The organism is Streptomyces albireticuli (genome assembly GCF_021228125.1).
Taxonomy (GTDB): domain Bacteria; phylum Actinomycetota; class Actinomycetes; order Streptomycetales; family Streptomycetaceae; genus Streptomyces; species Streptomyces albireticuli.
On record NZ_JAJQQS010000003.1, the window covers coordinates 562,551 to 576,149 of the forward strand.

The 13,599-nt window shown below is 73.8% G+C and carries 10 protein-coding genes and 1 pseudogene; 7 read left to right on the plus strand and 4 right to left on the minus strand.

What is annotated here, in order from left to right:
• Positions 1-4: 4 nt before the first annotated feature.
• The 7 genes from LUZ64_RS06930 (at position 5) to LUZ64_RS06960 (ending at position 8,369) form a co-directional block, all read left to right on the plus strand.
• On the plus strand, positions 5-307 hold the full coding sequence (locus LUZ64_RS06930) for a nuclear transport factor 2 family protein (protein ID WP_232389845.1): 303 nt from the start codon (positions 5-7) through the stop codon (positions 305-307).
• A gap of 272 nt (positions 308-579) precedes the next feature.
• Positions 580-1,518 (plus strand): D-alanyl-D-alanine carboxypeptidase family protein, encoded by a 939-nt coding sequence (locus LUZ64_RS06935; RefSeq protein WP_095581063.1) that lies wholly within the window; start codon positions 580-582, stop codon positions 1,516-1,518.
• Positions 1,519-2,100: 582 nt separating this feature from the next.
• Positions 2,101-4,128 carry an ABC transporter ATP-binding protein gene (locus LUZ64_RS06940; protein ID WP_232389743.1) on the plus strand — a complete coding sequence of 676 codons (2,028 nt, stop codon included), beginning with the start codon at positions 2,101-2,103 and terminating at the stop codon, positions 4,126-4,128.
• Entirely contained in the window at positions 4,106-4,294 is a 189-nt protein-coding gene (locus tag LUZ64_RS06945) for a hypothetical protein (protein ID WP_143593092.1), read from the plus strand. Before LUZ64_RS06940 ends, LUZ64_RS06945 begins: the two co-directional genes overlap by 23 nt.
• Before the next feature lie 235 nt (positions 4,295-4,529).
• On the plus strand, positions 4,530-5,186 hold the full coding sequence (locus tag LUZ64_RS06950) for a DUF4360 domain-containing protein (protein ID WP_095581062.1): 657 nt from the start codon (positions 4,530-4,532) through the stop codon (positions 5,184-5,186).
• A 366-nt stretch (positions 5,187-5,552) separates the two neighbouring features.
• Entirely contained in the window at positions 5,553-6,107 is a 555-nt protein-coding gene (locus LUZ64_RS06955) for an ATP-binding protein (protein ID WP_170116730.1), read from the plus strand.
• A 189-nt stretch (positions 6,108-6,296) separates the two neighbouring features.
• Positions 6,297-8,369 (plus strand): SpoIIE family protein phosphatase, encoded by a 2,073-nt coding sequence (locus LUZ64_RS06960; protein ID WP_095581060.1) that lies wholly within the window; start codon positions 6,297-6,299, stop codon positions 8,367-8,369.
• Positions 8,370-8,412: 43 nt separating this feature from the next.
• On the opposite strand, the gene LUZ64_RS06965 is transcribed toward LUZ64_RS06960, so the two are convergent.
• The 4 genes and pseudogenes from LUZ64_RS06965 to LUZ64_RS06980 all read right to left on the minus strand — a co-directional run bounded on the left by LUZ64_RS06965 (position 8,413) and on the right by LUZ64_RS06980 (position 13,598).
• Positions 8,413-8,919 carry a hypothetical protein gene (locus LUZ64_RS06965; RefSeq protein ID WP_095581059.1) on the minus strand — a complete coding sequence of 169 codons (507 nt, stop codon included), beginning with the start codon at positions 8,917-8,919 and terminating at the stop codon, positions 8,413-8,415.
• Positions 8,920-9,103: 184 nt separating this feature from the next.
• Positions 9,104-10,096, minus strand: coding sequence for a ribokinase (locus tag LUZ64_RS06970; RefSeq protein WP_095581058.1), 993 nt, complete (start codon positions 10,094-10,096; stop codon positions 9,104-9,106).
• Between the two features lie 31 nt (positions 10,097-10,127).
• Positions 10,128-12,022 (minus strand): annotated as a pseudogene (locus LUZ64_RS06975) (ABC transporter permease/substrate-binding protein).
• Entirely contained in the window at positions 12,012-13,598 is a 1,587-nt protein-coding gene (locus LUZ64_RS06980) for a sugar ABC transporter ATP-binding protein (protein ID WP_095581055.1), read from the minus strand. Before LUZ64_RS06980 ends, LUZ64_RS06975 begins: the two are co-directional and overlap by 11 nt.
• Between the last annotated feature and the right edge of the window lies 1 nt (position 13,599).

Sequence of the window (13,599 nt, forward strand, 5' to 3'; positions counted from 1 at the left end):
GGAGATGCTGTCGCCCGACATCCGGATGGAGGACCCGGTCGGTGGTCCGCCGCGGATCGGCCACGAGGCGCTCCGGGAGTACCTGACCTCGGTGATCGACGCGAAGTCGGAGATCAGGACCGGTCCGATCGTCGCCGCCCAGGACGGTGTGCGGGTCGCCCTGCCGCTGGTCGGCAGGCTCAACCAGCTGGGGAAGAAGGACGGGCCGCGCATGGAGATCCCCTGCGTGGACGTCATCAGCGTCGGCGGCGACGGGCTGATCCAGGAGGTGCTGGTCTTCTGGGGGATGACCGACGTCGGGAAGTGACGCCGAGGGCGCGCCCCCGGCGTGCCCGGTCGAACCGCCGGGGCCGACCGGCGACGGGCCTGGTGGCGGGAGCGGCGGGAGTGGCGGGCGGTGAGGCGCGGGGTGGACGGGTGACCGTACGCCCGCCACCCCCCGTCGCCCCGTGCGTCACCCCCCTCCCGGTCAGCCCCTGAAGTCCCGCTCATCCGTTAGTGGTTCGGATTTCCCGACGGGCCGGGACGGGTGCGACGATGCGCTCTCCCTGACCCGCACCACGAGGAAATGGAGCCTGCATGCAGCGATCTGGGGGAGCACCGGCCGGCAAGCGGAGCCGCTGGGGGGCGTTGCTGACGGCGACGGCCGCCACCGCCCTCGCCGCCCTTCCGGCGCCCGTGGCGGAGGCCGCGCACGGCCCGTCGGGAATCGCCGCGAAGGGCGCGTACCTGCTCGACGGCGGCACCGACCGGGCCCTGTGGTCCAAGGCCCCCGACGTCCGGCGGCAGATGGCGAGCACCACCAAGATCATGACCGCCGTGGTGGTGCTGGACACCCCCGGTGTGGACCTCGACCGGCCCGTAGCCGTCAAGCAGGCCTACCGCGACTACGTCACGCGCACCGAGGCCAGCACCGCCGACCTCCGGACCGGGGACAAATTGACGGTCCGTCAGTTGCTCTACGCGCTGATGCTGCCCTCCGGCTGCGACGCCGCGTACGCCCTCGCCGACTCCTTCGGCAGCGGGAGCGGCGACGCCGCGCGCACCAAGTCGTTCATCGGCAAGATGAACCGGCGGGCGGCGCAGCTGGGCCTGCGCAACACCAAGTACGACTCCTTCGACGGCATCTCCTCGCGCGGCGGCAGCTGGACCACGCCGCGTGACCTGGCGAGGCTCGCCCGGCACGCGCTGCGTGACGGGACGTTCCGGCAGGTCATCGGCGCGATGAGCACCCAGCAGAAGGCGACCAACGTCAACCGCCTCTACACCTGGTACAACACCAACAAGCTGCTGGGCTCCTACCGCGACGTGATCGGGGTGAAGACCGGCACCACCTCGGGCGCGGGGCCCTGCCTGGTCTTCGCCGCGCGCCGCGACGGCCGGACCGTGATCGGCGTCATCCTGAACGACGCCTTCGACCGCCGCTACCCCGACGCGGCCAGGATGCTGGACTACGCGTACGGCAAGCGCACTCCGCTGAAGCTCCGCCGGCTGCCGGATTCGTCGCGCGAGGACTGAACGAGGCGCGAGGGCCGGACGAGAACCAAGGGCCGGACGAGAGCCGAGGGTCGAACGGGAACCAGCGAGAACCGAGGAACCCCGGCGGGGGCACGCCCCCGCGTAGAACCCGGCCGAGAGGTGATCATTCCACGCCTCCGCCGCGAGCCCGGACCCCGAAAAGGGTCCGGGCTCGATTTATACCTGAACGAGTGAACCGTCAGCAGGTAACTGGGGGATGCCGAACTGCCCCGAGTCCGGGGGGAGATAGAGTCCTTCCTGTCCGGAAACGGGCGCCGGGCCGCTGCGTTCGCCGACGGTATCGGACGGTATCGGACTGGATCACCGTCCCCCCGGAGGCCGTTCATCACCCCCGAGCCCGACTCCTCCTCCTTCGGCGCGTCGCCGTGACCAGCGGCTTCCGCGCGCCCCTGGGCCGTACCCCTGCCCGAGAACGGGAGCCGCACCCACCTCACTTCGTCCGACGACCCCTGGAGGCGCCATGTCCGCCCGAAAAGAGCTACGAGTCCGCGCCCCCCGGGTCCCGGAGGCCGTCGCGCCGGAGCTCCCGGCCATCGTCACGGCGGGCCCCGGGCCGGGGACGTGGTGACGCTCCTGGGGCGGCGGACCGCCCATGACATCCCCGTTTCCGGCAGTGAACTCCTGCTGTTCGGCGGCCCCTTGCGGTTCGAGAGCCCCTTCGTGAACCACGGGCGGCCGCTGCTGCGCATGTCGTTCTGGGCCATGGCGCGACGGTTCCCCGCGATGGTCGCCACCGTGGCGCGCGCCGCCTGGCGCGAGGACCCCGCGGCGCTGCTCACCCTCCTGGGCGCCGAGCTGGGGCAGGGGGTGGCACGGGCCTTCGGTCTGGTCGCCACCAACCACGCTCTCGTCGCCCTGTTCTCCGCCGGTCCCACGCCCGAGCGGCTGCGCCACGCCCTGCCCGCGCTGCTGGGCGTCACCCTCGTCGCCGCCGCTTCCGCCCTGCTGTCGGCCGTATCCGTCGCCGCCGCCGGGCAGCTGGAGCCCAAGGTGGAGCGGGCGTGCACCGCCCGGTTCTACCGGGCCGCCGTCCGGGTCGAGCTCGCGGCCCTGGAGAACAAGGAGTTCCACCGCCTCCTCGACGCCGGCCGCTTCGGCACGGACTCCGTGCGGATGATGCTCAGCTCCTCGGTGACGGTGGTCAACGCCCTGATCGGACTGCTCGCCGCCGCCGGCGTCCTGCTGCTGCTGCACCCGGCCCTGGTCGGCATGCTGCTGCTGATCGCCGCCCCCAAGGGCTGGGGCGCCGTCGTCTCCGCCCGGCGGCAGTACGCCTCCCGCCACGTCTGGATCGAGCACCGGCGCGCCATCTCGGTGATCACCTCCACGCTCACCGCCCAGGACTGCGCCGCCGAGATCCGGGTGCACGGAGCCGGCCGCATGCTCGTCGACGCCTACGACGACATGTCCCGGAGCATGGAGCGGGAGGCGTCGCGCCTCGCCCGCGCGCAGGCCGCCACCCAGAGCGCGTCCTCCGCCCTGTCCGGGCTCGCGGCCGTCGCGGCCTACGGAGTGCTGTGGCTGCTGCTGGCCTCGGGCGGCATGCCCCTGGCCGTCGCCGGCACCGCCGTCATCGCCGTGCGGGGCGCGGGCGCCGGTCTCACCTCGCTGGTCACCCAGGTCAACCGGCTCTACGAGGAAGCCATGTACCTCGGCGACCTGGAGGAGGCGTGCGACGCCGCCGAGCGGCAGGCCATCCCCACCGGCGGGACCCCGCTCGCGGGCGGGGCGGAGGAGATCCGCCTGGAGCAGGTGACCTTCTCCTACCCCGACGCGGCCGCTCCGGCCCTGCGCGACATCAGCCTGGCCATCCCGCAGGGGAAGGTCGTCGCCCTCGTCGGCGCCAACGGCTCCGGCAAGACCACCCTGTCCAAGCTGGTCGCCGGGCTCTACCTGCCCACCTCCGGGCGGTTGTCCTGGAACGGCGTGGACGTCCGGGACGGCGACCGCGACCAGCTCTTCGACCGGGTCGCCGTGCTCTCCCAGGACTTCCCCCGCTGGCCCATGACGGCCCGCGCCAACATCCACATCGGCCGCTCCGGGCAGCCGCTGGACCAGGCCCGCATCGACCGCGCCGCCGCCGAGGCCGACGCCGCCGACGTCGTCGCCTCCCTGCCGTACACCTGGGACAGCCTGGTGCTCAAGGGCTTCGAGCGCGGCACCCAGATCTCCGGTGGGCAGTGGCAGCGGCTCGGCAGCGCCCGCGCCCGCTACCGCCGCGCGCCGCTGCTCATCGTGGACGAGCCCACCTCCGCCCTCGACCCGAAGGCCGAGGCCGACGCGTTCCGCTCGCTGCGCTCGCTGGCCGACGACGGCACGACCGTACTGCTGATCACCCACCGCCTCGCCGCGACCGCGACCGCCGACCTCATCTACGTCCTCGACCGGGGCCGGCTGGTCGGCAAGGGCACGCACCAGGAGCTGATGGCCGTCGAGGGCGGCCTGTACCGCACGATGTACGAACTCCAGGCCGCCCAGTACGGCATCGGCGCCGGCCTGTCCCCCTACTCCGAGGCCCCCGGGGCCCGGACGGCCCCCGACCGCGCACGGCGCAACGGTTCTGCCCATGCACAGCCCGTCCAGACCTGACGGCGGCCCGGCCGCCCCGCGGGAACTGCCCCCCGAACCGATGGGACCCCTGGCGAGCACCCTGCGCGACGTCTTCGGATGCGTGGGAGTGATCATGGCCGCAGTGCTCATCTCCATGCTCTGTGTCCACTTGAGCCACGCGTTCCCCGAGCTCTCCGCCAAATGACGGAGGTGGGAGGCGTCATTACGAGCCATCGGCATGGATGACCTGCCCATGCTCTGGCGGACCGGGTTGGCGCCTCCTACGATTCGAACGCTCCCCGTCCCACGGGCCGTTGGAGAGTTCATTGTCATGGGCATGACTTCAAATGTCGCGCCTTCACCCACCGGGACGCACTCGCTCCCGGCTACCCCGGCCCGCGCCCAGTCGCTCGTTCCCAGGACCATGGATAGGAGACACCATGCCCGGCGGTCTTTTCGCGGGTGCCGCGATCGCGGCCCTGTTCGCCACGCCGATGTCCACGTTCGACGCATCGGTGATCGTCAACCCCCCACCGGACAAGATCGTGATCGAGGTCGCGACCGTCAACGGCTCGGGCTGTCCCGCGGGCACCGCCGCGGTGGCCGTCTCGCCCGACAACACGGCCTTCACCGTCACCTACAGCGAGTACCTGGCCCAGGTGGGCGTGGGCTCCAAGCCGACGGACTTCCGTAAGAACTGCCAGCTCAACCTGATCGTGCACGTGCCCCAGGGCTTCACCTACGCCATCGCCAGCGCGGACTACCGCGGCTACGCGAAGCTGGAGTCCGGCGCGACGGCGCAGCAGAAGGCCTCGTACTACTTCCAGGGCTCCTCCCAGACGGTCCCGATCATCCACAACTTCAAGGGCGCGTACAACGACAACTGGCAGTCGACGGACCGGGTCGACGTGGCGGCGCTGGTCTGGGCGCCCTGTGGCGAGAGACGCAACTTCAACATCAACACCGAGCTGAGGGTCAACGCCGGCACCTCGGACCCGTCCAAGACCAACAGCTTCATGGCCATGGACTCCACCGACGGTGACATCAACACCGTCTACCACCTGGCCTGGAAGGAGTGCCCGAAGCCGAGGACGTAGGCGGCCGGCGGACGGACCGGTGCGGCAGGGAGGGCGGACCCGCGGGCCGAGGCGGGCCCGCCCTCCCGTTCCCGGCGCACCGCTGTCCGGCCGACCGGCGTCGCTGCCTCGGGCCTGAAGGACTTTATCCCCGCCTGATCCCGCCCCACCTGCGGAGATAGCGCTCCGCAGCACGCCGGTGACCATCGGGGTATAGACCTCTGGCGAAAAGCGCGCGAATGTGGGGGGAACCACGCGAAGACAAGACGGCCCGAAAGAGAACCCCCCCGCAGGACCGTACCGGCGTCGGAGAGAGTTCCCGCCCCCGCGCCCTTCGTGCTACTTCGATCGCACGTGAGCCCCATGCCTGCTATCAGCCGCGACACCGTGAGTACCGCACCCGCGGTCGGCGCCGTCCCCACCGGCGCCCCCGAGCCCGTCGCCGACCGGCTCGTCCCGCCCCGGAGACCCGTGAGCCCCTGGGGCCCGGGCATCCCGCTGTGCATGCACAGCCCGCCCGGCCGCGCCCGGCTGCACGCCCCGCACCTCCCGTCCGTGCCCGGCCACCCCTCCGGCTCCGTCTCGCTGCCCGCCACCACCGGCTCGGTCTCCGCCGCCCGCGGCTTCGCGACGCGGCTGCTGGCCGAATGGGGACTGGACGAGCTGGCGGACGACACCGCGCTGCTGCTCTCCGAGATCGTCACCAACGCCGTCGTGCACGTCCCCGGCACGGCCGGCATCGAGCTCCTCCTCACCCGGGGCCAGGGACACCTCGTCGCCCAGGTCACCGACGCCGGAGGCCGGCTGCCGCGCTGCGGCGAGGCCGACCCGGACAGCGAGAACGGGCGCGGGATGTGGCTCGTCGAGCAGATCGCCGCCCGCTGGGGCCACCACGCCTCCGGGAACGGCAAGACCGTCTGGTTCACCCTCCCCCTCCCGTAGCCCGGCCCGCCTCCGCACGCGCGCCGGCCCCTCCTCCGGTTGCGGGCACGACGGCCGTGTGCAGCGGGCTGCGCGGTGGGCCGGTTCGGAGAGACCATGGAAGTCGCCACGGCGCACACGGGGCGGACACCGGTCCGGGTCCGACGGCGCGGGGCTGCGCACCCTCTCCGCGGGCGGAAGGAGGACCCGATGGGGACGACCGACGCCGACGGCTCCCGGTCGGGAGACGCCCGGGCCGCGGGTGCCCCCTACGAGCCCGGCGGGCTGCTGGACCTCCTGAGCGTGGCCGCCGTGGTCCTCGACGAGCGTGGCCGGATCGTGCTGTGGAGCCCGCAGGCCGAGGCGCTCTTCGGCTGGACCGCCGCCGAGGCCCTCGGCCGCTACGGGGCCCGGCTGCTGGTCGTCGAGGAGGACCTCGAGGCCATCCTGGAACTGTTCGCCAAGGTGATGGGGGGCGGCGAGTCCTGGGCCGGCGTCTTCCCCGCCCGGCACAAGGACGGCTCCACCCTCCTCGTCGAGTTCCGCAACATGCGCCTGGAGGACGAGGGCGGCCGCTTCTACGCCCTCGGCATGGCCACCGACCAGCGGGTCCTGCGGCGCGTCGAGCGCGACCTGGCGCTCTCCCTGCAACTGGTCGACCGGTCCCCGATCGGCGTCGCCGTCCTGGACACCGACCTGCGGTACGTGATGGTCAACCCCGCCCTGGAGCGCATGCACGGCCTGCCCGCCGAGGACCACCTCGGCCGCCGGGTCGGCGAGGCGCTGCCGCTCGCGGACGCCGCCGGGATCGAGGCGGCGATGCGCGAGGTCCTGGCGACGGGCACCCCGCAGCTGGACCGCTTCGCCGTGGGCCGCGAGGGCGGCGGCGCGGCCGAGGACCAGGCCCAGCTGATCTCGTACTACCGCCTGGACGACCCCGCGGGCCGGACGATCGGTCTGGCCACCTCCGTGGTGGACGTCACCGACCGCTACCGCGTCAACGCCGAGGCCCGCCGCCGCACCGCGCTCATCGCCGAGGCCTCCGTGCTCATCGGCACCACCCTCGACCTCGACCAGACCGCCCGCGAGCTCGCCGACACCGTGGTGCCCGGGCTCGCCGACGTCGCCGCCGTCGACGTCCTCGACACCGTCCTGGGCGGCGACCGCGCCGCGCCGCAGGGCCGGTCCGCGGTCTTCCGGGCGCTTGCCGTCGCCTCGGCCGACGCCTCCGAGGCCGTACGCGCCGCCGACCCGCCGGGGCAGATCGCGCGGTACGCCGCCGACCGGCTCGTCACCCGCTGTGTCAGCACCGGCCGGCCGGTCCACCTCCCGTACGTGCGCCCGGCGGACCTGCCGCGCATCGCCCGCGACGAGACCGCGGCCGGGCTGCTGGCCGGTGCCGGGCTGCACTCCTACCTCGCCGTGCCGCTGATCGCCCGGGGCGAGGTGCTCGGCGCCCTGGACCTCAAGCGGCTCACCAACCCCAGACCCTTCAGCGAGGACGACGTCGCCCTCGCCTCGGAGCTGGCCGCCCGCGCCGCCGTCTGCATCGACAACGCGCGCTGGTACCAGCGCGAGCGCGCCACCGCCCTCACCCTCCAGCGCAGCCTGCTCCCGCAGCGGCCGCCGCACCTGGTGGGCCTGGAGATCGCCTACCGCTACCAGCCCGCGGGCACCGCCGGCCAGGTCGGCGGCGACTGGTTCGACGTCGTCCCCCGGTCCGGCGACCGGAGCGCCCTCGTGGTCGGTGACGTCATGGGCAGCGGCATCAACGCCGCCGCGGCCATGGGCCAGCTGCGCACCGCCGCCCGTACGCTCGCCCAGCTGGACCTGGACCCGGCGCGGGTGCTGCACCACCTCGACCACACCGCCAGTGGTCTGGACCAGATGATCGCCACCTGCCTCTACGCGGTGTACGACCCGCGCGAGGGGATCTGCCGTGCCGCCAACGCCGGCCACCTCCCGCCCGTCCTGGTCCGCCCCGGTGCCCGGCCCGCCCTGCTGGAGATGCCGGCCGGTGCCCCGCTCGGGGTGGGCGGCGTCCCCTTCGAGAGCGTCGGCGTCCGGCTGGGCCCGGGCGACGCCGTCGTGCTGTACACCGACGGGCTGGTCGAGACGCGGGACCAGGACATCGACGTCCGCCTCGAAGCGCTGCTCGCCGTCCTCGACGCCGCCCCGCGCGATCTGGAGGCGACGTGCGACCTCCTGCTGACCACCCTGCGCGACGGCAACGACCAGGACGACGTGGCCCTGCTCATCGCCCGCGTCACCGGGCGGTCCTGACCGTGCGGCCCCGACCGGGCGGGGCGGAGGACGGGCGCGGGGCTCAGCCGCGCAGCTGGATGCGGTACGACGCCCGGTCGCCGTCGAGGGTGACGCGGGCCTCGCCGACCGCGCCCGCGTAGCTGCCCGTACCACCCGTGACGGCCGCGGTCACGGGGTAGGGGCCACGGCCGAAACGGTCGCTCATGGACGTCAGGACGAGGGTGCCGGCGTCGGTCCGCAGCACCCGCTGGCACTGGGTGACCACACCCTCGTAGCGGGCGAGCACCACGTCGCACCGGTCGCCGGCGTCACCGACGCGCCGGCCCGTGGTCTCCCGGCCGTCGCGGCCGACCGTGGTGGTGTGCAGATCGAAGTAGGTCGCCCAGCTGTCACCGGTCTTGGGGTGCTCGGGCTGGGTGTCGACCTTCCGCACCGTGGTCAGCCGGAGCTCCTTCTCCCCGTCAGCCGCGGCGGGTTGCAGGGACAGCACGCTGAACGTCACGGCACCGGCGGCGGCCACCGCGGCTGCGGCGATGCCCATCGTGCGGCGGGGACGGTCACGGAACATGGGTCCTCCAGGTCGAATCGGGCGCAGCCCACCGCGCGGGGATCCCCCTCACCCGTCCCGCCCGGCGCCGCGTTCACCTCGCCGCCGACCGTATCGCGGAGCGACCGCCCGCCGACACGGCGTCACCCGCCAGAAAGCGCCATTCCGTCCCGTGGGAGGAAACGCGTGGCCGGATATCGGACGACTACGCGAAAGAGCCCTCTCCGTCCGGGAGTTCCCCCTCCGCCGGGTACGAGGGCTGCGCGCCCGGCCGGGTCACCGAGGCGGCGCCGACCCGCACCGCGTAGCGCGCCGCCCCGGCCAGCGACGCCCCGCGCGCCAGCCGGGTGGCCAGCGCGCCGGTGAAGGCGTCACCGGCACCCGTCGTGTCCACGGCCCGCACCCGGACGCCCGGCACCCGCACCACCTCGTCCCCCGCCGGTCCGGCACCCGGCTCCACGCCCGGCGCGGCGGTACGCCCCGCCCCCGGACCGGCGTCCAGGACCAGCGCCCCGTCGCCGCCCAGCGTGACCACGACCGACCGGGCGCCCCGCTCCCGCAGCGCGCGGGCCCACTCCTCGGGCCCGCCGCCGGCGAGCCCCGACAGCTGCCGCGCCTCGTGCTCGTTGACGACCAGGGGATCGGCCGCCGCGAGGAGTTCCGGCTCCAGCTCCGCGGGCGTCGGCGACGGGTTCAGCACCACCCGGGTGCCGGTCTCCCGCGCGACCTCGACCGCCGCCCGCACCGTCTCCGGCGGTACCTCCAGCTGGAGCGAGACGACGGCCGAGGCGGCGACGACCTCCCGCGCCCCGGTCACATCGGCGGGGGAGAGGCGGGCGTTGGCCCCCGGCGACACCACGATGGTGTTGTCCCCGTCCGGCCCGACCACGATCAACGCCGTGCCCGTCCGGGCGCCCTTCTCCACCCGCACGTGCCGCACATCGGCACCGGCCGCGCGCTGCCCCTTGAGGAGCAGCTCGCCGAAAGCGTCGTCACCGACCCTCGCCAGCAGCGCCGTCCGCGCCCCGAGCCGGGCCGCCGCGGCGGCCTGATTGGCCCCCTTGCCACCGGCCGACTCCACCAGGTCTGTACCGAGCACCGTCTCGCCCGCGCCCGGCCGCCGGTCCACCCGGACCGTCAGATCCGCGTTGGCCGAACCGACCACCAGGACGTCGTACACGTTCTCCCGCTCACCCATCGTCACGCCTCCACCTTGCCCTGCCGGGCCGTCAGTCCGCGAACCGCGCCGCGTTGTCCCGGGTCACCAGCACCACCGGCACCTTCACCTCGCGCGGCAGCCGCTGCCCCTCGGCGGCCTTCACCGCCCACTCCACGGCCTGCTTGCCCAGCAGCCGCGGCTGCTGCGCCACGGTCGCCGTCAGCGAGCCGTCCCGGACGGCCCTGACCCCGTCGGGCGTGCCGTCGAAGGCCACGACCTTCACCCGGCCGCCCGACGCGGAGCCCAGCGCCTTCGCCGCGCCCAGCGCCATCTCGTCGTTGGCGGCGAACACGCCCCCGATGCCGCGGTGCGCCTGGAGCATGTTCGCCATCACGTCCATGCCCTTGGCGCGGTCGAAGTCCGCCGGCTGCCGGGCCACGACCCGGATCCCCGGGTACGCCTTGATGCCCTCCTCGAAGCCCTTGCCGCGCTCGCGGGCCGCCGAGGTGCCCGGCTGCCCCTCCAGGAACGCCACCTCGCCCTTGCCGCCGAGCGCCTCGGCGAGGGTCTTCGCGGCCAGCCTGCCGCCCGCCACGTTGTCGGAGGCGATCGTCGAGCCGACCTTGCCGCCGTTGACCCCCCGGTCGATGGAGATCACCGGCACGTCCGCGCGGTTGGCCACACCGACCGCGGGCACCGCCGCGTCGGAGTCGACGGGGTTGATGACCGCGGCCTTGACGTCCTGGCTGGTGAACGTCTCCATCTGGTTGATCTGCTGCGTCGGGTCGTTCTGCGCGTCCGTGATGTTGATCTTCAGGCCGCGGGCCTTCGCCTCGGCCTGGGCACCCTCCTTGATCCCGACGAAGAAGGGGTTGTTCATCGTGGACAGGGCGAGCCCCAGATCCGTGTTCCCGCCCCGGTCGCAGCCGGACAGGGCCACGACCGCCGTGAGCGCCGCTGCCGCCGCCACCGCCCGTACCCGCCCCCTCATCGGGCGCTCCGGCGGCGCAGCGTGTCGAGCAGCACGGCCAGCGCGATGACGAGACCGGTGGCGACCTGCTGCCAGAAGGCCGACACGCTCAGCAGGTTGAGGCCGTTGCGCAGCACGGCCAGGATCAGCGCGCCGATGAGCGTGCCGGACGCCTTGCCCGAACCGCCCGACAGGCTGGCCCCGCCGATGACGACGGCGGCGATCGCGTCCAGCTCGTAGCCGACGGCCGCCTGCGGCTGGGCCGAGGTCAGCCGGGCGGCCAGGACGATGCCGGCCACGGCGGCGAACAGCCCCGAGAGCGCGTAGACGACGAGCTTGCGCTTCTTGACGTCGATGCCCGACAGCCGGGCCGCCTCCTCGTTCCCGCCGATCGCGAACATCGCCCGGCCCGTGTACGTACGGGCCAGCACCAGCGCCGCGACCAGCCCCGCCGCGATCATCACCAGCACGGGCACCGGCAGCCAGCCGCCCAGGGTGTCGCCGAGCCGGCTGACCGAGGACGGGAACGCGATCGGCGAGCCGCCCGAGATGACGAGGGCCAGGCCCCGGCCGACCGAGAGCATCGCCAGCGTCGCGATGAAGGCGGGCAGCCTCCCGTACGCGACGAGCGCGCCGGAGAGCAGACCGGCCACCGCGCCGACGGCGAGCCCGAGGAGGACCGCGACCCAGACGGGCAGACCCTCCTTCGTGGCGGCCCAGGCCACCACCGTCGCCGACAGCGCCGCGACCGAACCGACGGACAGGTCGATGCCCGCCGACACGATCACGAACGTCACACCGAAGGCCAGGATCGCCGTCACCGATGCCTGCACCCCGACATTGAGCAGGTTCTGCCCGTTCAGGAAGTCCCGGGACAGCACCGCCATCACCACGACCAGGGCGATCAGACCGCCCAACGGGCCGTTGCGCAGCACCGCCCTCACGAACCACTGCCCGGGGGTGCTCCCGGGCGCCCGCAGCACCTCAGCCGACATCGGAGCCCTCCATCGCGCTCTCGTTCTCCACACCGCCGGCGGACCGGACCGCCAGCTCCATCACCGCGTCCTGGGTGGCCTCCTCGCCGGCCAGCTCGCCGACGAGCCGGCCCTGGGCCATCACCAGCACCCGGTCGCTCATCCCGAGCACCTCCGGCAGGTCGCTGGAGATCATCAGCACCGCGCAGCCCGCGGCCGTCAGCTCGTTGACCAGCTGGTAGATCTCGACCTTCGCGCCGACGTCGACGCCGCGCGTGGGCTCGTCGAGGATCAGCAGCCGGGCACCGGCCAGCAGCCACTTGCCGATGACGATCTTCTGCTGGTTGCCGCCCGACAGGGTGCGCGCCGGCTGCTCCAGCCCGCTCATCCGCACCTTCAGCCGCCCGGCGACCTCCGCGGCCGCCCGCCGCTGCGCCCGCCGGTCGACGAGCCCGCCCCGGGTGTCCTGGTCGAGCCGGGCCAGGGTGAGGTTGTCGCGCAGCGGCGCGTCCAGGAGCAGGCCCTGGCTCTTGCGGTCCTCGGGTACGAGCCCGAGCCCGGCCCGCATCGCCGCCCGTACGTCCCCGGGCGCCAGCTCCCGGCCGTCCACCTCGACGGTCCCGGTGTCGTAGCGGTCCACGCCGAAGAGCGCCCGCGCCACCTCGGTGCGGCCCGCGCCCACCAGCCCGGCCAGTCCGACGACCTCGCCGGCCCGGACCTCGAAGCCGATGTCCGCGAACACCGGGCGCCCGCCGCCGCGGCCGGACCGCCGCCCGAGCCCCCGTACCCGCAGCAGCGGGGCGCCCGGCTCCTCGGGCGCCCGGCGCGGGTACTGCTCGGCGATGTCCCGGCCCACCATCAGGCGGATGAGGTCGTCCTCGGGCGTCGTCGCCGGCACCTCGGCCACCGAGCGCCCGTCGCGCAGGACCGTCACCCGGTCGCCGAGCGCGGCGATCTCCTCCAGGTGATGGGTGATGAAGATGACGCCGACCCCGTCCGCGCGCAGCTCCCGGACGATCCCGAAGAGCGTGGCCACCTCCTCGGAGGTGAGCACGGCGGTCGGCTCGTCCATGATCAGGACACGGGCGTCCAGGCTCAGCGCCTTGGCTATCTCCACCATCTGGAGCTGGGCGATGCCGAGTCCGGCCACCGGCGCGGCGGGGGAGACACCGAGCCGGACCCGGGCCAGCAGCTCCGCGGCCCGTGCCCGCATGGCACGCCTGTCGACCAGGCCGAGCGCGGTGCGCGGCTGCCGCCCCAGGAAGATGTTCTCGGCGACCGTGAGGCCGGGGACGAGATTGAACTCCTGGTGGATGGTGGCGATGCCCAGGCGTTCGGCGTCCTGCGCGGAGCGGACGGTCACCTCGGCGCCGTCCACCACGAGGCGGCCCTCGTCGGGGCGGTGGGCGCCGGCGAGCATCTTGATCAGTGTGCTCTTGCCCGCGCCGTTCTCCCCGAGCAGGACGTGCACCTCGCCCGCGCGCAGGGCCAGGTCCACGCCGTCCAGGGCGCGTACGCCCGGGAACGACTTGGTGACCCCCTCGACGCGCAGCAGTTCGCGGCCGCCGGCCGGAACGTCGTCGTTGACGCCGGTCATG